The sequence below is a fragment of the Agromyces archimandritae genome, assembly GCF_018024495.1.
Taxonomy (GTDB): Bacteria; Actinomycetota; Actinomycetes; order Actinomycetales; family Microbacteriaceae; genus Agromyces; species Agromyces archimandritae.
This window is the reverse complement of sequence record NZ_CP071696.1, coordinates 3,398,823-3,418,841: the sequence shown is the minus strand read 5'-3', so window position 1 is coordinate 3,418,841 and position 20,019 is coordinate 3,398,823. Positions and strand designations below refer to the sequence as shown.

Sequence of the window (20,019 nt, the reverse complement as noted above, 5' to 3'; positions counted from 1 at the left end):
AAGACTCCCCGGTGATGGCCGGATCGACGCCGTTGGCGTCCAGCTTATCGGACGCGGATGGTCGTCGCGGTCAGCGGATCGCGGGCCCGTAGCCGGCGACGACGGGGGCGACGGCGCGGTCGAGGTATGCGGTGAGGGGGCCGCGGCCGACGCCGGCGAGCGCCCAGGCGCCGGCGCCGGCGGCGATGGCGGCGGCGAGCGCGGACGCGGCTGCGGCGATGTCGAGTTCGCGGGGGCTCCGGCCGATGCGGGCGGCGAGGAAGCCGGCGAAGGATCCGGCGAGGCGGACGAAGCGTTCGAGGCCGGCGGCGCGGAACTCCTCGAGGGTGTCCATGGATTCGTGCTGGCTGAGGGCGATGGGCACGGCGGTGGCGGGGTGGCGGGCGGCGAGCTCCCGGACGGCGGCGGCGAGGGCCGGCATGGGGTCGAGGTCGGCGGGGGCGGCGTCGAGGGCGTCGGGCAGGGCTGCGGCGGTTTCGTCGAAGTCGAGCCAGAGGAGGTCGGATTTCGCGTCGAAGTAGTTGAAGAAGGTGTTGCGGCCGACGCCGGCGCGGCGGGCGATGTCGCCGATGGTGGTGCGGGCGTAGCCCTGTTCGAGGAAGAGTTCGGCGGCGGCGTCTTCGAGGTCGCGTCTCGAGGAGGCGCGGGGGCGCCCGGGGGCCGGCGGATTCGTCATAGGATCATTATCGGCATCCACGTTGTTGGACCGAGTACTGAAACCCGCGAATCCGCCCACCCGAGGAGAACCATGCCCCGCACCAGAACCCGGCTCCTGCCGGGCGCCGCCCTCGCCGCCGGCCTCCTCGCCGCGACCGCCGGCTGCGCCCAGACCGCCGAGGGCCCCGAAGCGGCCGACGGCGGCATCCTCGTCTACGCCAGCGGCGACGCCGAGCCCACCTGCCTCGATCCGCACGTCGGCGGCAACTACCCGCAGGCCCTCGCGGCCACACAGTTCCTCGAATCGCTCGTCTCCCGCGACGCGTCCGGCGAGATCATCCCCTGGCTCGCCGAGTCGTGGAAGGTCTCTGGCGACGGCCTCAGCTGGGAGTTCGAGCTGCGCGACGGCATCGAGTTCACCGACGGGACCCCGTTCGACGCCGAGGCCGTCAAGACCAACATCGAGCACCTGCAGGACCCGGAGACGGCCTCCTCGACCGGCTACCTCGCCGTCGCGAAGGTCGCCTCGGTCGAGGCGGTGGATGCCGGCACCGCACGCTTCCACCTGAGCGCACCCGACAGCGCCCTGCTCGAATCCCTCGCCCAGCCCTGGACGGCGATCCAGTCGCCGGCCGGCATCGCCCGCGGCACCGACGCGAACTGCCTCGCCCCCATCGGCACCGGCCCCTTCGTCGTCGAGGACTGGGTCAAGCAGGACCGCATCGTCTTCACCCGCAACGACGACTACGCATCCGCCCCCGCCGACGCCGGCCACGACGGCCCCGCATACCTCGCCGGCATCGAGTGGCGCTTCATCGCCGACGCAGCCACCCGCTACGCGGCCCTGCAGGCCGGCGAGGTCGACATCATCGACAACGCCCAGCCCGATACGATCGCCCAGGCCGACGAGGCCGCGGGCATCGTCGAACTCGACGCCCCGCGGCCAGGTGCGTCCAACCGCATCGAGTTCAACGGCGGCCAGGCGCCCTTCGACGACGTGCGCGTGCGCGAGGCCTTCGTCCGTGCCGTCGACGTGGATGCCGCGATCGCCGGCCTCTTCTTCGACACCGCCGCCCGCTCCTCCTCGCCGCTGTCGAGCGCCGAACCGCTCGCATACGGCGACGCCTCTCTCTTCGAGGTCGACCCCGAGGCGGCCGGCCGGCTCCTCGACGAAGCCGGGTGGACCGACCGGGACGACGACGGCACCCGGATGAAGGACGGCGCACGCCTCGAACTCCGCTTCCCCGTCAGCACCAATCAGTCGGTCGCCGCCGAGCAGTCGCTCTTCGAGCAGCTCGCCGCGGGCGCGAAGACCGTCGGCTTCGACGTGCGCATCGAACTCATGGACCTCTCCAGCTGGTACGCGGCCCTCGCCGCGAACGAGTACGAGCTCGTCAGCGCCCCCTACACGAAGGTCGGCCCCGACGTGCTGCGCATCGTCTACCACTCCGATTCGACGGCGCCCGCCCCGAGCGGCTACTTCGCGAACCTCGCCCAGGTGCGCGACCCCGAGATCGACGCCGCCCTCGACGCGGCCTCGGCCTCGCAGGGCCCCGACGAGCGTGCCGCCCTCTACGAGCAGGTGCAGCAGCGCCTCCTCGCCAACTACCGCCTGCTGCCGATCTACGACCAGCAGAACCACTTCCTGCACCGTGCCGAACTGACCGGGGTGCGGGCGATGCCGACGGTCTCGACGCCGACGTTCCTCGACGCGAAGCTCGCCGGATGACCCGGCGCCCCCGGCGGCCGGCATGACGGCGCTGGCCGTCCCCACCGGCTCCGGCGGCCTCCGGGCCCGCCGGGGCCGGCTCGGGCTGCGCGTGCTCGCCCGCGCCGGCGGTGCGGTGTTCGTGCTGTGGGCGGTCGTGACGATCACCTTCTTCGCGGTGCGGCTCGTCCCCGGCGACCCGGCGCTCGCGATCCTCGGCGGCCCCGGATCCCAGGCCGGCCCGGAGGCGCTCGCCCTCGTCCGCGCCGAGCACGGCCTCGACCGGCCGCTCGGCGAGCAGTACCTCGCCGCGCTCGTGCGGCTCGCCGGCGGCGACCTCGGCACCTCCTATGCGCTGCGGATGCCGGTCGGCGACGTCATCGCCGCCCAGCTCGGCGGCACCCTGCTGCTCGCCGTCCTCGCCCTCGCCGCCGGCTGGGCGATCGCCCTCGGCCTCGCGCTGTTCTCGACGCAGGGCGGCCGCTTCGCCGCCGCGGTCGGCGGGGCGATCGAGACGGTCGCCGCAGCCCTGCCCCAGTTCTGGCTGGCCGCGGTGCTCATCGCCCTGTTCTCGACGGGGCTCGGCTGGCTGCCGCCGGTGTCGACGGGCACCGCGGCCGGCCTCGTGCTGCCGGTGCTGACCCTCGCGATCCCCGTCGCCGGTTTCCTCGCCCAGGTCATGCGCACCTCTCTGCTCGACGCCCTCGCCTCGCCGTTCGCGCTGTCGGCGCGCGCCCGCGGCGAGAGCGGGCTCGGGGTGCGGATCCGCCACGGCATCCGCCACGCCGCCGTCGCCGGCGTCGACCTGTCGGCGTGGGCCTTCGGCTACCTCGTGAGCGGGGCGGTCGTCGTCGAGACCGTCTTCGCCCGCCCCGGCCTCGGCCGCTCCCTCGTGCAGGCCGTCACGGGCCGCGACGTGCCCCTCGTCACGGGCATCGTCATCGTCGTCGCGCTCGCATACATCCTCATCACGATCCTCGCCGATGCCGTGAGCCTCGTGCTCGACCCGCGCCTGCGATCGGAGCCGGCAGGATGAGCGCGCTCACCGCATCCGCCTCCCGCCGCATCCGCACGACGCGGGTGCCGGAGGCGCTCGCGGGCGCCTTCGCCGTCGCCCTCGTGCTGGCCTGCCTCGCCCCCGGCCTCCTCGCCCCCGGCGACCCGCTCGCGATCAGCCCCGCCGAAGCGTTCACCCCGCCGGGGCCGGCGCACTGGCTCGGCACCGACGAATCGGGCCGCGACCTGTACACGCGCCTCGTGCACGGCGCGGCCTCCTCGCTCCTCATCGGCGTCGCGGCGACCGCGATCGGGCTGTCGATCGCGATCCCGCTCGGCCTGGCCGCGGGCCTCGGCGGCCGGGCCGCGGATTTCGCGGTCGGCCGCCTGCTCGAGGTGCTCTTCGCCTTCCCCGGGCTGCTGCTCGCGCTCCTCGTGATCGTGCTGGCCGGCCCGGGCCCGCTCACCGCGACGATCGCGGTCGGGCTCTCGACCGCGCCCGGCTATGCGCGCATCATCCGCGGCCAGGTCATGCAGTTGCGCTCCACCGGATACGTCGAGGCCGCCCGGGTGCTCGGCCGCGGCCCATGGCGCATCGTCGCCGGCACGATCCTGCCGAACCTCGCCCGCCGCCTCCTCGTGCTCGCCACCCTCGGCATCGGGCAGGCCGTGGTGTGGGCGGCGACCCTCAGCTTCCTCGGGCTCGGTGCCGAGCCCCCGGCGCCGGAGTGGGGGGCGATGCTGAACGCCGGCCGCACCTACATCCAGACGGCGTGGTGGATGACGGTCGTTCCGGGCCTCGCGATCGTCGCGACGATCGTCTCGGCCACGGTGCTCGGCCGGCGCCTCGCCGAGGGGACGGAGCCCCGATGAGCCTCGTCGACGTCACGGGGCTCGGCGTCGCCTTCGGCGACCGCGCCGTCGTGCAGGACGTCTCCTTCGCGATCGAGCCGGGCGAATGCACGGCCCTCGTCGGCGAATCGGGATCCGGCAAGTCGCTCGTCGCTCGCTCCCTTCTCGGCCTCGCCGGCCCCGGCGCGCGCGTGAGCGCCGAACGCATCGGCTTCGAGGGCCGCGATCTGCGCGCGGCCGGCGAACGCGAGTGGCGGCGCATCCGCGGCTCCCGCATCGGCCTCGTGCTGCAGGACGCCCTCGTCTCCCTCGACCCGCTGCGGCCCGTCGGCCGCGAGATCGGCGACGTGCTCCGGCTGCACACGCGGCTTCGCCCGGCCGAGCGCGCCGAACGCGTCGTAGAACTGCTCGAACGGGTCGGGATGCCGGATGCGGCCGAACGCGCGAAGCTCCTGCCGGGGGCCCTGTCGGGGGGCCTCCGGCAACGGGCGCTCATCGCGCAGGCCATCGCGCTCGACCCGCCGTTCCTCATCGCCGACGAGCCGACGACGGCGCTGGACGCCGTCGTGCAGCACCGCGTGCTCGGTGAGCTCGCCCGGCTGAAAGCGGCCGGTACGGCGCTGCTGCTGATCAGCCACGACCTCGGCGTCGTCGCCGGGCTCGCCGACCGGGTCCTCGCCATGCACGACGGCCGCATCGTCGAGGCCGGGCCCACAGAACGGGTGCTCGCCTCCCCCGAGGCCCCCGAGACCCGGGCGCTGCTCGCCGCCCTGCCGGGCGGGGTACCGCGCGGGGCCCGGCTCATGCCGCAAGGTGCGGATGCCGGCCCGCACGCCGTCGACGGCGGGGCGGATGCCGCGGCGCCGGCCGAGCAGGGGGCACCGGCATCCACCGCGCCCGCGCGAACCGCCGGCCCGCACCCCGTGCTCCGCCTCGAGCACGTCGTGAAGCGCTTCGGCCCGGGGCGAGCCGCCGTCGACGGCGCGAGCCTCGAGCTCGCCGCCGGCCGCACCCTCGGCATCGTCGGCGAATCGGGCAGCGGCAAGACGACGATCGCGCGCCTCGCCCTCGGGCTCCTGGAGTCCGACGCCGGCCGGGTCGAACTCTTCGGCGAACCATGGAGCGGGATCGGCGAACACGCACGCCGGCCACGGCGGCGACGCATCGGCCTCGTCTCGCAGGACACGCACAGCTCCTTCGACCCGCGCTGGAGCGCCGGGCACACCCTCCGCGACGCCCTCGGGGCCCGCGGCGCCGGCGTCGGCGAGGGCAGCCGCGAGGCGGTCGCAGAGCTCCTGGCATCCGTCGGACTCTCCCCCGAGATCGCCGAACGGCATCCCGCGCGCCTGTCGGGCGGGCAGCGGCAGCGCCTCGCGATCGCCCGGGCCTTGGCCGCCCGGCCCGAGGTGCTCGTGCTCGACGAGCCCGTCTCGGCCCTCGACCTCACCGTCCAGGCCCGGGTGCTCGACCTCCTCGACGAGCTCCAGCGGGAGCGGGGCCTCGCCTACCTCCTCATCTCCCACGACCTCGACGTCATCGGCCACATGAGCGACGAGATCGCCGTCATGCGGGCCGGGCGCATCGTCGAGCACGGGCCGGCCGAGCGCCTCCTCGCCCGGCCCGCCCACCCGTACACGGCCGAACTGCTGGCCGCCGCGCCGCGACGCATCCGCACCCCGGCGGATCCGCATCCGCCGTTCGGTACGATGGAGGGGATCTGACACTCAGGCACCCTTCGGACTCGGTGCCGCATATATCGAATCGGAGCTCCCATGACCGCGTCGCGCATTCCCGACAAACCGGCCCTCGAAGGACTCGAAGCCCGCTGGGGCGGCGTCTGGGAAGACCAGGGCACCTACCGATTCGATCGCACCGCCGCCACGCGCGAGTGCCTCTACTCGATCGACACCCCGCCGCCGACGGCCTCCGGCTCGCTCCACATCGGCCACGTCTTCTCCTACACCCACACCGATGTGCAGGCCCGCTACCGGCGCATGACCGGCAAGCACGTCTTCTACCCGATGGGCTGGGACGACAACGGCCTCCCCACCGAACGCCGCGTGCAGAACTACTACGGGGTGCGCTGCGACCCCTCGCTGCCGTACGAGGCCTGCTTCACCCCGCCGTTCGAGGGCACCGAGGGCAAGACCGTCAAGCCCGCCGACCAGGTGCCGATCAGCCGGCGCAACTTCATCGAACTCTGCGAGCGGCTCACCGCCGAGGACGAGCAGCAGTTCGAGTCGCTCTGGCGCCGCCTCGGCCTCTCGGTCGACTGGACGCAGACGTATCGCACGATCGCCGACGAGGCGCTCTTCACCTCGCAACTCGCCTTCATCCGCAACGTCGAACGCGGCGAGGCCTATCAGGCGCTCGCCCCCACCCTGTGGGATGTGACCTTCCGCACCGCCGTCGCCCAGGCCGAGCTCGAGGACCGCGACCAGCCGGCCGCCTACCACCGGGTGTCGTTCCACAAGCCGGACGGCGGCACCATCGAAATCGAGACGACCCGCCCCGAGCTGCTGCCGGCGTGCGTTGCGCTCGTCGCCCACCCCGACGACGAGCGCTACCGGCCGTACTTCGGCACGACCGTGACGACGCCCGTCTTCGGCGTCGAGGTGCCCGTGCTCGCCCACCACCTCGCCCAGCCCGACAAGGGCTCCGGCATCGCCATGATCTGCACCTTCGGCGACGTCACCGACGTCGTGTGGTGGCGCGAGCTCGACCTGCCGAACCGCACCGTCATCGGCAAGGACGGCCGGATCGTCGCCGAAGCCCCCGAGGCGCTGGCGAGCGGGGCGGCCCGCGAGGCCTTCGCCGAGCTCGCCGGCAAGACCGTGTTCTCGGCCAAGCAGCGCATGGTCGAACTGCTCCGCGAATCGGGCGACCTCATCGGCGAGCCCAAGGCGATCACCCACCCCGTGAAGTTCTTCGAGAAGGGCGACCGCCCGCTCGAGGTCGTCTCCACCCGGCAGTGGTACATCCGCAACGGCGCCCGCGACGAGGGGCTGCGGGAGCGCCTGCTCGAACGCGGCCGCGAGATCGAATGGCACCCCGACTTCATGCGCGTGCGCTACGAGAACTGGGTCGGCGGCCTCACCGGCGACTGGCTGATCTCGCGCCAGCGCTTCTTCGGCGTGCCGATCCCGGTGTGGTACCCGGTCGACGCCGATGGCGAGACCCGCTTCGAGGAGCCCATCGTCGCCACCCGCGACATGCTCCCGGTCGACCCGTCGTCGACGCCGGCGCCCGGCTTCGACGAGTCGCAGCGCGGAACGCCGGGCGGCTTCGTCGGCGAGCACGACATCATGGACACCTGGGCGACGTCCTCGCTCACCCCGCAGCTCGCGGGCGGCTGGGAGCGCGACCCCGAGCTCTTCGAGCTCGTGTTCCCCTACTCGCTGCGCCCGCAGGGGCAGGACATCATCCGCACCTGGCTGTTCTCGACGCTGCTGCGCGCGGAGCTCGAGGACGGTGTCTCGCCGTGGCAGCACGCCGCCATCTCGGGCTTCATCGTCGACCCCGATCGCAAGAAGATGTCGAAGTCGAAGGGCAACGTCGTCACCCCGGCCGGTCTGCTCGAACAGCACGGCTCCGACGCGGTGCGGTACTGGGCGGCCTCGGCGCGCCTCGGCACCGACGCCTCCTTCGACGTGCAGAACCCGACGCAGGTGAAGATCGGCCGGCGCCTGGCGATCAAGGTGCTGAACGCCGCGAAGTTCATCCTCGGCTTCTCGGGAGCGGCGGATGCCCCGGTCACCGTCGCCGTGGACCGCAGCATGCTCGCGGAGCTCTCCGACGTCGTCCGTCAGGCCACGACCGCCCTCGAGCAGTACGACCACGCGCGGGCCCTCGAGGTCGCCGAGACCTTCTTCTGGACCTTCTGCGACGACTACCTCGAACTCGTCAAGGAGCGCGCCTACGGCGAGGCGAGCCCCGAGCAGGCCTCGGCCGTCGCTGCGCTGAAGACCGCGCTCGACGTGCTCCTCCGGCTCTTCGCCCCGGTGCTGGCCTTCGCGGCCGAGGAGGCGTGGTCCTGGTCGCACGACGGCTCGGTGCACCGCGCCGCCTGGCCGGTCGCGGACGATCTCGCCGCCGCAGGCGTGGCCGGCCCCGAGCTGCTGCGCCTCACGAGCACCGCGCTCACGGGCATCCGCCGCGCGAAGACCGACGCGAAGGCCTCGCAGAAGACCCCCGTCTCGCGAGCGGTCATCGCCGCGCCCGCCGAGGCGATCGCACTGCTGGAGGCCGCCGCCGGCGACCTGTCGGCCGTGGGGCGCATCGGCGCGCTCGAGTTCCAGACCGCCGAGGCGCTCGAGGTGCGCGACGTCGTCCTCGAGATCGCCGACTGACCCCGGAGGCCCCATGCCCATCGAGATCCGCGAACTGCGCGACGAGGACTTCTTCGCGTGGATCCCGCTCTTCGACGTCTACTGCCGGTGCTCGGGAACGAGCCTCGACGACCAGAAGGCGCTCGTCGTGTGGAACTGGCTGCGGGATCCCGCCGAGCCGCTGACCGGCGCCGGGGCGTTCGACGAGCAGGGCGCCCTCGTCGGCTTCGTGCACTCGCGTGTCGTGCCGCGGGCGCTCAGGGCCTCGTTCGTCGTGACCGTCGACGATCTCTTCGTCGACGAGGGCCGCCGCCGCGCCGGCATCGGCACCGCCCTGCTCGAGCACGCCCGCTCGCGCCCCGGCATCGCCGAGTTCGGCTGGGCCGTGCCCGCCGGCAACGAGGCGGCACTGGGCCTGGCCGAGCGCATCGGCCGCCGCACGGACCTCGTCGTCTTCGCCTCGGGCGTGCCCGAAGATGAGAGCACCGCGGGCGATGCCGAGGAGGCCGACTGATGCAGCTCGGCACGAGATGGCCCTTCGGCCAGGAGCCGCCGGCACGTGTGCCGGCCGAGCTCCGCGAGGCGATCGTCGCCCATGAGCGCGAGGCTGCGGCCGCGGGGTCCTGGACCCTCACCTGGCTCGAGGGTCGCGCGATCGTCGAGGCCGACGACGGGACGGTGGTGCGGATGCCGGGCGCAGCGCATCCGGCATCCGGCGCCGAGGACGACGGGGACTGGTGAGCCCGGCCGCTTCGGCGGCTGCGGTCAGCGTGGGCGGGTCCAGATCCCGTAGTCCTGGAAGGCGCGGTTCTGCTCGCGCGCGATGACTTCGCGCATCTCGAGCCTGCGCATCCGTTCGAGGGAGCGGCGGCCGGCCCAGCGTTCGAGGGCGAGGCTCATGGCGACGGCTGCGCGTTCGATGCGGTCGAGTCGGGGCGTGCGTTCGGCATGGATCGCCGGGGTGAAGGATGTCATGATGCGGCTCCTCGGTCGATGAGCGGGAATGCATTGAACTGGATCTGGACGGGACGGGCGCCGGGCACCCCGTCGCGTCCGCGGTATTCGGCGACCTGCTCCTGGAGCCAGGCGTCGTAGGCGGTGATGAGCGCGTCGAACTCGGCGCGGGTCAGGCGCAGGCTCGACGTCGTGAAGGTCGCCAGGCTCGCCCATTCGGGCTCGAGCACCTCGTCGCCGCGGCGGACGAACTCCTCGAGTTGTGCGGCGCGCTGCTCGTTCCAGCGATCGACGAGCTCGTCGGAGACCTCGCGGACGACGGGGTCGGCGCGGGAGCCGCTCGCAAGGCGCAGCGGCCCGGGCACGCGTTCCCACCAGCGCTCTCTGGCCGTGCCGCGGCCTTCCACCTCGCGGACCAGGCCGTGCTTGGCGAGTTCGCGGAGGTGGTAGCTCGTGGATCCGCTCGACTCCCCCAGCCGCTCGGCGAGTCCGCTCGCCGTGGCCGGGCCGAAGTCGGTGAGCGCGTTGAACAGGTCGAAGCGCACCGGATGCGCAAGGGCCTTGACGACGCCGATCCCGGCGATGCCGTCGCTTCGTTCGGTCTGCGGGTCCCTCGACTCGGCTTCCATGACTGCGAGCCTACGCGTGCAAAGGACTCTTTGCAAGTACTTCTTTGCAACGTTTGCTTTGCAAATATCTCTTGGCACAGACCGGCCCGGAGACGGCTCTGATCAGGGCCTGGCGACGACCTCCGCATGCGGCATCAGCAGCCAGCCGTCTGGATCGGCCACCCACCGCATCCACGCATCGGAGATCTCACGGAGATCCGCCGCCGTGGCCCGCCCCGTCTCCACGGCATCCGCCGCGAACTGCGAGTCCGTCGCACGAGCCGCCCACGACGACCCCCACCACTCCCGCTCCGCATCGCTGGCGAACACCCACACGCTGCCCGAGGCATCCACCCGCTCGAACCCGGCAGCCCGCACCCACGACACGAGGCGCCGCCCCGCATCCGGCTGCCCGCCGTTGCCGAGATGCACCCGGCGATACAGCTCCAGCCAGCGCTCGAGCCCCGGGTGCCCCGGGTTCCAGATCACTCCGCCGTAATCGACGTCGCGCACCCCGAGGATGCCGTCGGGGTTCAGCACCCGCCGGAACTCGCGGAGCGCATCCACCGGCCGCGCCAGATGCTGCAGCACCTGATGGGCGTGCACGATGTCGAATGCGCCGTCCCCGGCATCCAGCGCGTACGCGTCCCCGACCTCGAAGCGCACATTGCCGAGCCCCTCGGCCTCCGCGAGCGCGCTCGCCCGGGCCACGATCTCCTCCGCGACGTCCACGCCCACGACCTCGCCGGGATCCACCCGCCGGGCCATGTCGACGGTGATCGTGCCGGCGCCCGACCCCACATCGAGCACCCGGGAGCCGCGCTGCAGGAAGCCCTCGAGGTACGCCGCCGAATTGTCCACCGTGCGCCACGCATGCGTGCGGATCACGCTCTCGTGGTAGCCGTGCGTGTAGCGGTCGCCGGGGGCGACCTCCGAACGATCCGAATCACCGAACATGGTTCGAGCCTACGACCGCCCGCCGCCGCACGCTCGTTACAGTGGAGCAATGCCCCCCGAGCCACGGCCTTTCGCCGACCCCAGCCCGCTCCCCTACCAGCTGCCCCCGTTCGCCGAGATCCGCGAGGAGCACTACCGCCCCGCGATCCAGGAGGGCATCGCCGCCCACCGAGCCGAGGTCGCCGCGATCGTCGACGACCCCGAGGCACCGAGCTTCGAGAACACCCTCCTCGCCCTCGAACGCAGCGGCCGGCCCCTGCACCGGGCGCTGCTCGTGTTCTACAACCAGAGCTCAGCCGACTCCACCGACGGCATCGCCGCCCTCGAAGAGGAATTCGCCCCCGTCCTGGCTGCCCACCAGGACGCCATCCGGCTCGACCCGGCCCTCTTCGCCCGGATCGACGCCGTCCACGCCGCGCGGCACGACTCCGGGCTCGACGCCGAATCCGTCTACCTCGTCGAGCGGTACCACACCGAGTTCACCCTCGCCGGCGCGGCCCTCCCCGAAGAAGCCAAGGCCGAGCTGCGCGAGCTCAACCAGCGCATCTCGAGCCTCCAGGCCAGATTCGAGAAGCAGCTGCTCGCCGACACGAACGACCTCGCCGTGCACCTCACCGACGAGTCCGAGCTCGCCGGGCTCTCCGACGGCCAGCGCTCGGCCGCGCGCGAAGCCGCCGTCGCCCGCGGGCTCGACGGCTGGCTCGTCACCCTCGTGCTGCCGACCGGCCACCCCTTCCTCGAAGCCCTCGACCGCCCCGAGGTCCGCGACCGCATCATGGCGGCCTCGCGCGCCCGCGGTGCCCGGGCCGGCTCGCACGACAACCGGCCCGTGATCCTCGAACTCGTCGCCCTGCGCGCCCGCCGCGCACGCCTCCTCGGTTTCGAGAACCACGCCGCCGCCGTCACCGCCGACGAGACCGCGAAGAACCCCGAGGCCGTGCGGACGATGCTCGAACGCCTCGCGGCACCCGCGGCCCGCAACGCCCGCGCCGAGGCCGAGGTGCTCGCCGCCCGCGCCGCGGCGAACGGCGACCGCGCCGTCGAAGCCGCCGACTGGGCCTACCTCTCCGAGCAGGTCCGCGCCGAACGCTACGACGTCGACCTCGCGGCGATGCGCCCCTACTTCGAACTCGAACGCGTCCTGCACGACGGCGTGTTCTACGCGGCCGGCCGCCTGTACGGGCTGCGCTTCACCGAACGCGACGACCTCGTCGGCTACCACCCCGAGGTCCGCGTCTTCGAGGTGCAGGATGAGGAAGGCGAGCAGGTCGGGCTTTACCTCTTCGACGCGTACACGCGCGACTCGAAGCGCGGAGGGGCCTGGATGAACCCGATCGTCGAGCAGTCCGAACTCTTCGGCACCCTGCCCGTCGTCGTCAACAACCTCAACGTGCCGAAGCCCGCCGCCGGCGAACCGACCCTGCTCAGCTACGACGAGACATCCACCCTGTTCCACGAGTTCGGCCACGCCCTGCACGGCCTCCTCGCCCGCACCCGGTACCCGAAGTTCTCGGGCACGAACGTGTTCCGCGACTTCGTCGAGTTCCCGAGCCAGGTCAACGAGATGTGGATGCTGTGGCCCGAGGTCCTCGCCAACTACGCCGTGCACCACGAGACGGGCGAGCGGATGCCGCAGGACCTCGTCGACCGGCTGCTCGCCGCCCGGCAGTTCAACGAGGGTTTCCAGACGAGCGAATACCTCGCGGCCGCCATGCTCGACCAGGCCTGGCACCGCATCACCGCCGACGACGAGGTCTCCGACGTCGCCGCCTTCGAAGCCGAAGCGCTCCGCGAAGCCGGGCTCGGCGATCCGCTCGTGCCGCCCCGCTACGCCTCGACGTACTTCGCCCACACATTCTCCGGCGGCTACGACGCCGGCTATTACTCCTACATCTGGAGCGAGGTGCTGGACGCCGACACCGTCGAATGGTTCGAAGAGCACGGCGGACTCACCCGTGAGAACGGCGAACGGTTCCGCCGCACCGTGCTCGGCGTCGGCGGATCGAAGGACCCCCTCGAGGCCTACCGCGAGTTCCGCGGACGGGATGCCCGCATCGAACCGCTCCTGGAGCGCCGCGGCCTCGCCTGAGACGACGGACGCCCCGGTCCCTTCTGGGGGGCCGGGGCGTCCGGAGGTACGTCTCGCGCTGCTTGGGCGAAGCTCAGATCGCGAAGCCGAGCGCGCGCATCATGTCGCGCCCGTCGTCGGTGATGCGCTCGGGGCCCCACGGCGGCATCCACACCCAGTTGATGCGGAAGGCCTCCACGATGCCGTCGAGGGCCTCGGCGGTCTGCTCCTCGAGCACATCGGTCAGCGGGCAGCCGGCGCTCGTGAGGGTCATGTGGATGACGAGCGCGTTGTTCTCGTCGTCCCAGCCGAGGTCGTAGATGAGGCCGAGGTCGACGACGTTCACGCCGAGCTCGGGGTCCATGACGTCTTTCAGCGCCTCGGTGACCTGGTCGAAGCGCTCGGGAGCGAGTGAGGTGACCATGGCTTCAGCCTACGCCTGCTGTGCGGGCTGGAAGCGGTCGTAGCCCTCTTCCTCGAGCCGCTCGGCGAGCTCGGGGCCGCCCTGCTCGGCGATCTTGCCGGCGACGAACACGTGCACGAAGTCCGGCTTGATGTAGCGGAGGATGCGCGTGTAGTGCGTGATGAGGAGGATGCCGAGCCCGGTGTTCTCGTGGGCGCGGTTCACGCCCTCCGAGACGATCTTCAGCGCGTCCACGTCGAGGCCGGAGTCGGTCTCGTCGAGCACGGCGAACTTCGGCTTCAGGAGCTCGAGCTGCAGGATCTCGTTGCGCTTCTTCTCGCCGCCCGAGAAGCCCTCGTTGACGTTGCGCTCGGCGAAGGCCGAGTCCATCTTGAGGTTCGCCATCGACTCGCGCACGTCCTTCACCCAGGTGCGCACCGAGGGCGCTTCGCCCTCGATGGCCGTCTTGGCGGTGCGGAGGAAGTTGGTGACCGTGACACCGGGGATCTCGACGGGGTACTGCATGGCGAGGAACAGGCCGGCGCGGGCGCGCTCGTCGACGGTCATCTCCAGCACGTTCTCGCCGTCGAGGAGGATCTCGCCCTCGACGACCTGGTACTTCGGGTGGCCGGCGATCGTGTACGCGAGGGTCGACTTGCCGGAGCCGTTCGGGCCCATGATCGCGTGGATCTCGCCCTCGTTGATGACGAGGTCGACACCGCGGAGGATCTCACGGGTGCCCTGATCGGTCTCGACGTTGACGTGGAGGTTTTTGATCTCAAGGACGGACATGTTGCTTCTGGTCTCTTTCGGTTGCCGGCCGTCGGGCCGGAAGTCGGGTCAGACGGTCAGGGTGACCGCGGGATCGATGAGCACGCCGCCGTCTTCGAGGACGACCTCGTAGACGGGCACGGGCTCGTAAGCGGGTAGCGTCAGGGGCTTGCCGGTGCGGAGCGAGAACTGGGAACCGTGCGCCCAGCACTCGAGGGTCTCGCCTTCCACGAAGCCCTCGGACAGCGAGATGTCGCCGTGCGTGCACGTGTCGCCGATCGCGAAGACCTGCCCCTCGGCATCCTTCACGACCGCGATCGGCACACCGTCGACGACGAAGCGCTGCGCCTCGTTCGTCCCGAGCTCGTCGATGCCGCACACGCGCGTCGCCGCCATCAGGCCCCCTGGAGCTCGGCCTCGAGGGCCTCGATGAGGCGAGCCTCGAGCTCGGGGGCGCCGATCTTCTGCACGATCTCGGTGAGGAAGCCGCGCACGACGAGACGGCGCGCCTCGTCCTCGGGGATGCCGCGTGCCTGCAGGTAGAACAGCTGCTCGTCGTCGAAGCGACCGGTGGCGCTGGCGTGGCCGGCACCCTCGATGTCGCCCGTCTCGATCTCGAGGTTCGGCACGGAATCGGCACGGGTGCCGTCGGTGAGCACGAGGTTGCGGTTCTGCTCGTAGCTGTCGGTGCCCGTGGCCTTCGGCCCGATGAGCACGTCGCCGATCCAGACGCTGCGCGCACCCTCGCCCTGCAGGGCGCCCTTGTAATTGACACGGGAGCGGGTATGCGGGGCGTCGTGGTGCACGTACACCTGCTGCTCGAGGTGCTGGCCGGCGTCGGAGAAGTACAGGCCGAGCGCCTCGATGTCTGCGCCGGGTTCGGCCAGATGCGTCGAGGGGTTCAGCCGGACGACCTTGCCGCCGAGCGAGACGACGATGTGCTTGAGCTTGGCGTCGCGGCCGACGCGGGCGAAGTGGCTCGCGAGGTGCACCGAGTCGTCGCTCCACTCCTGCAGCGAGACGACGGTCAGGCTCGCGCCTTCGCCGACGAGGATCTCGACGTTCTCGGCCAGGCGGGCATCGCCCGTGCCGCGGAGCACGATGAGTCCGCGACTGTTCGGCGCCGCCTCGATGACGGTGTGCGCGCCGCGCGGGGCCTCGCCGAGTCCGGTGCGGGTGACGACGGCGATCTTCTCGTCCTCGCCGGCGACCGAGACGAGCATCGCCTCGGCGAAGCCCGACCAGGCGTTCGCGCTGCCGCGGTCCTCGGGGCGGCCGGCGGTGCCGATCCGCTCGTCGTCGCGGCCGATCCACGAGACGGTGACGCCTTCGGGGTCGACGGTCTCGATCGGCGTGCGCGAGCCGTCGAGCTCACCTCCGGTGAGGTCGGCGAAGGTCGCCACGGGCGAGAGCTTCCACTCGTGCTCGCGACCGGTGACGGCCGGGAAGTCTGCGACCTCGGTGCTCGCGAACCGCTCGGAACGGGTCTGTACGGGTACGAGGCCCCATCCGCCGTCGGAGTGCTGCGTGAGGCCGTGCTGGCCTTCGGTGGGCATGGCTGTCGTGGGGGTGGTGCTCGTCATGCTCAGCCGACGCTGCCTTCCATGCCCATCTCGATGAGCTTGTTGAGTTCCATCGCGTATTCCATGGGCAGTTCGCGCGCGATCGGCTCGATGAAGCCGCGCACGATCATCGCCATCGCCTCGTCCTCGGGGATGCCGCGTGCCATCAGGTAGAAGAGCTGCTCCTCGCTGACCTTGGAGACCGTGGCCTCGTGGCCGAGCTGCACGTCGTCGACACGGATGTCGATCGCCGGGTAGGTGTCGGAGCGCGAGATGGTGTCGACGAGCAGCGCGTCGCAACGCACCGTGTTCGCGGCATGGTGCGCATTGGCATCCACCCGCACCTCGCCGCGGTAGCCGGCCCGTCCACCGCCGCGGGCGATCGACTTCGACACGATCGACGACTGCGTGTGCGGGGCCATGTGGATCATCTTCGCGCCCGCGTCCTGGTGCTGGCCGGGGCCGGCGAAGGCGACCGAGAGGGTCTCGCCCTTCGCGTGCTCGCCCATCAGGAAGATCGACGGGTACTTCATCGTGACCTTCGAGCCGATGTTGCCGTCGATCCACTCCATGGTGGCGCCCTCGGCGGCCGTGGCCCGCTTCGTGACGAGGTTGTACACGTTGTTCGACCAGTTCTGGATCGTCGTGTAGCGCACGCGGGCATTCTTCTTCACGACGATCTCGACGACGGCCGAGTGCAGCGAGTCGGACTTGTAGATCGGGGCCGTGCAGCCCTCGATGTAGTGCACGTACGAGCCCTCGTCGGCGATGATGAGGGTGCGCTCGAACTGGCCCATGTTCTCCGTGTTGATGCGGAAGTAGGCCTGCAGCGGGATCTCGACGTGCACGCCCGGCGGCACGTAGACGAAGGAACCGCCCGACCAGACGGCCGTGTTCAACGCCGCGAACTTGTTGTCGCCGGCGGGGATGACGGTGCCGAAGTACTCCTCGAAGAACTCGGGGTGCTCCTTCAGCGCCGTGTCGGTGTCCATGAAGATGACGCCCTGGCGCTCGAGCTCTTCGTTGATCTGGTGGTAGACGACCTCGGACTCGTACTGGGCGGCGACACCGGCGACGAGACGCTGACGCTCGGCCTCGGGGATCCCGAGCCGCTCGTAGGTGTTCTTGATGTCTTCGGGCAGGTCTTCCCAGGTCTGGGCCTGCTTCTCGGTCGAGCGGACGAAGTACTTGATGTTGTCGAAGTCGATCTCCGACAGGTCCGCGCCCCACGAGGGCATCGGTTTGCGGTCGAACAGCTGCAGCGCACGCTGACGGCGCTGGAGCATCCACTCGGGCTCTTCCTTCAGCCCGGAGATGTCGGCGACCACCTCGGGCGACAGACCGCGCCGGGCGGAAGCGCCGGCTGCATCGGAATCGGCCCAGCCGAACTCGTAGACACCGAGTCCTTCGAGTTCCGGGCGGTCGATCAGTACGTCCGTCATACTCTCCCTCTTCTCCTCCCGTGCAACCGGATGTCAGTCCGGCCCATTCCCTGCGCCGGTCGAGGGCTCGACGTCGGGGGATGATGTGCGGGTGGCTGCGTTGCGAACCTTAGACTGGTGGAGGCCGCGCGGGGCGCACGCGCGCGAAACCGCGGCTTCCAACCCCTCAAGTCTATAGGGTCGCAGGCCGCTCGGGGCGATCTCCCAGCGCCGTCACATGCGATCCGGATCAGGAAACAGGATCCGCCGTGAACCGGTTCACCGCCTGGCTGCCCGACCGCATCGACCGCCGCATCCGCGTCTTCGCCTGGCTCTCCTTCCTCGCCGAGACGATCATCATCGGCACCGGCGGCGCGGTCCGCCTCACCGGCTCCGGCCTGGGCTGCCCGACCTGGCCGACCTGCACGGCCGACTCCCTCGTGCCGACGCCCGAGATGGGCATCCACGGCATCATCGAATTCGGCAACCGCACGATGACGGGGCTCGTCGGCATCCTCGCGCTCATCCTCTTCATCCTCGTGTGGCGCATCCGGCGCGAGCGGCGCGACCTCTTCGTGCTCGCCTTCATCGTCGGCGCCGGCGTCGTCGCACAGGCGATCGTGGGCGGCATCACCGTCTGGACGGGGCTGAACCCCTTCATCGTCGGCTTCCACTACGTCTCCTCCCTCGTGCTCGTCTGCGTCACGGCCGCGTTCATCGTGCGGATGCGGCAGGAGCCCGGCCCGCGCGAACGCGCCGTGCCGGCGTGGTTCGCGGGCCTCGTGCACCTCACGAGCGGCGTGCTGGCCGTGTCGATCGTGTTCGGCATCCTCACCACGGGAGCCGGACCGCACTCCGGCGATGCGGACGCCGGCCGCAACGGCTTCGACGCGGAACTGCTCGAGCACATCCACGCCTGGCCGGGGTACGCGATGTTCGCCCTCACGATCGTGCTCGTCGTCGCCGCGGCGCGCCTCCGGCTGCCCGTGCTGCGCTGGAGCATCGTGCTGCTCGCCGTCGAACTGGTGCAGATCGGCATCGGCCTCTACCAGGCGCGGAACGGCCTGCCGCCGCTCTTCGTCGGGGCCCACATGGTCATCGCCGCCCTCACCGCGGCGACCATGACCGTCCTCGTCCTGCGCCTGAAGCGCCCGGTGGATGCCGCGGCCCCCGCCTCCGCCCCGCACTCCGCTTCCGCCGCCGCCTGAGCAGCCCTCCCACCCCGCACTCGGCTTCCGCCGCCGCCTGAGCAGCCCTCCCACCCCGCACTCGGCTCCTCCGCCGCCACCGTTCCGGAGATCACCACCGTTCCGGATGCATCCCACTCCATCCATCCGAATCCGTGGCGATCTCCGAATCCGCGGCCGAGCCTCGAAAACCGCCGCCGCTCCGGAGATCGCCACCGTTCCGGAGATCACCACCGTTCCGGATGCATCCCCGCTCCATCCATCCGAGTCCGCGGCGATCTCCGAATCCGCGGCGAACTCAGGCCGCACGGCGGTGCAGGTTCTGGGCGACGGCGCGCACGATGACGTCCTGCACGCCCGCCCAATCATCGATGACCTGCCGATATCCGATCCGGATGACGTGATAGCCGCGCAGCATGAGCGCAGCGTCGTGGGCGTTGTCCGCGTTGCGCTGCGCGCCGACATGGGTTCCGCCGTCGATCTGGACGACCAGGCGATCCCCGATGAGGAAGTCGACGCGATGCCCTTCGACCCATGCCTGCGGCACGATCCGCACACCGAGCCAGTGCAGGCGATCGTGGACGATCGTCTCGAGACCCGAGTCCGCGGTGATCATCGCCTCACGCAGAAGCCTGCGAGCGTGCGCGGTCAGCGGGAGCCTCGCGAGCGCGTCTTTGGAAACGGCACCCATCCGCAGCGCCGATTCCCACACCGCCAGCGCCGCCTCGTGCGGTTGGCAAGCGGCGACGAGCACCAGCACGTTCTCGATGGGATCGGTGATGGCATCGGGGTGGCGCCGGACGGGCGGAAGGGCCCAGTGCAATCTGCCGTCGATCCTGGGCGTCGAGCCGTGCGGATCGGTCGCGACGTGGGGTTCGTCCTCGTGGAGCACCCAGAGGCCGAGGCGCCGGGCCTGGGTGACGCAGGTGAGCACGGATCCCGTTCGCGCCGCGGTCACGAGTTCCCGGTCGGCGCCGGGAACGCACACCCAGCCGGGGCGGATGCGTTCGAGACGCCCGTCGGAGATCGCCCGGCGGAGCAGGTGGCGGGTGTGGCCTTCGCGTTGCAGGGTGGTCATGCGTGCGACGCCGTTGTGCCGTCGCATCGTCTGGTCGAGAACTGGCATGCGGACACCCTGCCGCACGGAACGCCGTCGCATCCCCCGGATTCCCGGATCTGTGAAGTGCATCGGGTCGCAGCGCGTTGGGGAGGAGAGGTCGCCCGCCACCGCTTCGGAGATCGCCACGGATCCGGATGATTCCCGCCCCATCCATCCGAATCCGTGGCGATCTCCGATTCCGTGGCGGATTGCCCATGTAGCGCGCGGGGCAACGGTCAGATGCGTTTGCTTCGAGCCGAGCCGGGCAGGGCCGGGCCGGGCAGGGCCGATCCGTTTGCTCCTATCCGAGCCGAGCCGGACAGGGCCGCATTTCCGGATCTCACCACGATTTCGGACGGATTCAGCTCCATCCATCCGAATCCGTGGCGATCTCCGATTCCGTGGCGCTGGCTGGATGCGGCCGGCGCGCCATGCACCCGACCGCGGC

General features: G+C 71.3%; 19 protein-coding genes. 9 read left to right on the top strand and 10 right to left on the bottom strand.

The features are described from left to right. Positions 1 to 70 precede the first annotated feature (70 nt). Positions 71 to 676, bottom strand: coding sequence for a TetR family transcriptional regulator (locus G127AT_RS15785; RefSeq protein ID WP_210898521.1), 606 nt, complete (start codon positions 674 to 676; stop codon positions 71 to 73). A 72-nt stretch (positions 677 to 748) separates the two neighbouring features. Between G127AT_RS15785 and G127AT_RS15780 the strand changes: the two genes are divergently transcribed. The 7 genes from G127AT_RS15780 to G127AT_RS15750 are packed head-to-tail and all read left to right on the top strand — an operon-like array spanning position 749 to position 9,282. Beyond that, entirely contained in the window at positions 749 to 2,386 is a 1,638-nt protein-coding gene (locus G127AT_RS15780; protein WP_210898520.1) for an ABC transporter substrate-binding protein, read from the top strand. Between the two features lie 22 nt (positions 2,387 to 2,408). Continuing rightward, positions 2,409 to 3,401, top strand: coding sequence for an ABC transporter permease (locus G127AT_RS15775; RefSeq protein WP_210898519.1), 993 nt, complete (start codon positions 2,409 to 2,411; stop codon positions 3,399 to 3,401). Further along, positions 3,398 to 4,234 (top strand): ABC transporter permease, encoded by an 837-nt coding sequence (locus G127AT_RS15770; RefSeq protein WP_210898517.1) that lies wholly within the window; start codon positions 3,398 to 3,400, stop codon positions 4,232 to 4,234. Before G127AT_RS15775 ends, G127AT_RS15770 begins: the two co-directional genes overlap by 4 nt. Next, complete coding sequence (locus tag G127AT_RS15765) at positions 4,231 to 5,934, top strand: ATP-binding cassette domain-containing protein (RefSeq protein ID WP_210898516.1); 1,704 nt, start codon at positions 4,231 to 4,233, stop codon at positions 5,932 to 5,934. Before G127AT_RS15770 ends, G127AT_RS15765 begins: the two co-directional genes overlap by 4 nt. 51 nt (positions 5,935 to 5,985) lie before the next feature. Further along, on the top strand, positions 5,986 to 8,562 hold the full coding sequence (gene valS, locus G127AT_RS15760) for a valine--tRNA ligase (protein ID WP_210898514.1): 2,577 nt from the start codon (positions 5,986 to 5,988) through the stop codon (positions 8,560 to 8,562). 13 nt (positions 8,563 to 8,575) lie between these two features. After that, positions 8,576 to 9,055 carry a GNAT family N-acetyltransferase gene (locus G127AT_RS15755; protein WP_210898512.1) on the top strand — a complete coding sequence of 160 codons (480 nt, stop codon included), beginning with the start codon at positions 8,576 to 8,578 and terminating at the stop codon, positions 9,053 to 9,055. Next, positions 9,055 to 9,282: a hypothetical protein gene (locus tag G127AT_RS15750; RefSeq protein WP_210898511.1), complete on the top strand. Its 228-nt coding sequence runs from the start codon at positions 9,055 to 9,057 to the stop codon at positions 9,280 to 9,282. The genes G127AT_RS15755 and G127AT_RS15750 overlap by 1 nt, the downstream gene beginning before the upstream one ends. Before the next feature lie 24 nt (positions 9,283 to 9,306). Here G127AT_RS15750 and G127AT_RS15745 read toward each other — a convergent pair whose 3' ends face one another. The 3 genes from G127AT_RS15745 to G127AT_RS15735 form a co-directional block, all read right to left on the bottom strand. Beyond that, entirely contained in the window at positions 9,307 to 9,516 is a 210-nt protein-coding gene (locus tag G127AT_RS15745) for a hypothetical protein (RefSeq protein ID WP_210898510.1), read from the bottom strand. Beyond that, a complete protein-coding gene (locus tag G127AT_RS15740) occupies positions 9,513 to 10,124 on the bottom strand; it encodes an ArsR/SmtB family transcription factor (protein WP_210898506.1) in 612 nt (203 codons plus the stop codon). Before G127AT_RS15740 ends, G127AT_RS15745 begins: the two co-directional genes overlap by 4 nt. 102 nt (positions 10,125 to 10,226) lie before the next feature. Beyond that, the gene (locus G127AT_RS15735; RefSeq protein ID WP_210898504.1) at positions 10,227 to 11,060 is read right to left on the bottom strand and encodes a methyltransferase domain-containing protein; all 834 of its coding nucleotides are present in this window, start codon (positions 11,058 to 11,060) and stop codon (positions 10,227 to 10,229) included. 49 nt (positions 11,061 to 11,109) lie between these two features. On the opposite strand from G127AT_RS15735, the gene G127AT_RS15730 reads away from it, so the two are divergent. Further along, the gene (locus G127AT_RS15730; RefSeq protein WP_210898502.1) at positions 11,110 to 13,149 is read left to right on the top strand and encodes a M3 family metallopeptidase; all 2,040 of its coding nucleotides are present in this window, start codon (positions 11,110 to 11,112) and stop codon (positions 13,147 to 13,149) included. A 73-nt stretch (positions 13,150 to 13,222) separates the two neighbouring features. On the opposite strand, the gene G127AT_RS15725 is transcribed toward G127AT_RS15730, so the two are convergent. From G127AT_RS15725 to sufB, 5 genes are read right to left on the bottom strand one after another with little or no spacing between them, the layout of a single operon-like run. Further along, a complete protein-coding gene (locus G127AT_RS15725) occupies positions 13,223 to 13,552 on the bottom strand; it encodes a metal-sulfur cluster assembly factor (protein WP_210898501.1) in 330 nt (109 codons plus the stop codon). A gap of 9 nt (positions 13,553 to 13,561) precedes the next feature. Further along, positions 13,562 to 14,323 (bottom strand): Fe-S cluster assembly ATPase SufC, encoded by a 762-nt coding sequence (gene sufC, locus G127AT_RS15720; RefSeq protein WP_210898499.1) that lies wholly within the window; start codon positions 14,321 to 14,323, stop codon positions 13,562 to 13,564. Positions 14,324 to 14,371: 48 nt separating this feature from the next. After that, entirely contained in the window at positions 14,372 to 14,698 is a 327-nt protein-coding gene (locus G127AT_RS15715) for a non-heme iron oxygenase ferredoxin subunit (RefSeq protein ID WP_210898496.1), read from the bottom strand. Then, positions 14,698 to 15,885 carry a Fe-S cluster assembly protein SufD gene (gene sufD, locus G127AT_RS15710; RefSeq protein WP_210898495.1) on the bottom strand — a complete coding sequence of 396 codons (1,188 nt, stop codon included), beginning with the start codon at positions 15,883 to 15,885 and terminating at the stop codon, positions 14,698 to 14,700. Before sufD ends, G127AT_RS15715 begins: the two co-directional genes overlap by 1 nt. A gap of 2 nt (positions 15,886 to 15,887) precedes the next feature. Continuing rightward, positions 15,888 to 17,306: a Fe-S cluster assembly protein SufB gene (gene sufB / locus G127AT_RS15705; RefSeq protein ID WP_210898491.1), complete on the bottom strand. Its 1,419-nt coding sequence runs from the start codon at positions 17,304 to 17,306 to the stop codon at positions 15,888 to 15,890. 248 nt (positions 17,307 to 17,554) lie between these two features. On the opposite strand from sufB, the gene G127AT_RS15700 reads away from it, so the two are divergent. Next, complete coding sequence (locus tag G127AT_RS15700; RefSeq protein ID WP_210898489.1) at positions 17,555 to 18,493, top strand: COX15/CtaA family protein; 939 nt, start codon at positions 17,555 to 17,557, stop codon at positions 18,491 to 18,493. Positions 18,494 to 18,770: 277 nt separating this feature from the next. Here G127AT_RS15700 and G127AT_RS15695 read toward each other — a convergent pair whose 3' ends face one another. After that, on the bottom strand, positions 18,771 to 19,598 hold the full coding sequence (locus tag G127AT_RS15695) for a DUF559 domain-containing protein (RefSeq protein ID WP_210898485.1): 828 nt from the start codon (positions 19,596 to 19,598) through the stop codon (positions 18,771 to 18,773). Positions 19,599 to 20,019: the final 421 nt, after the last annotated feature.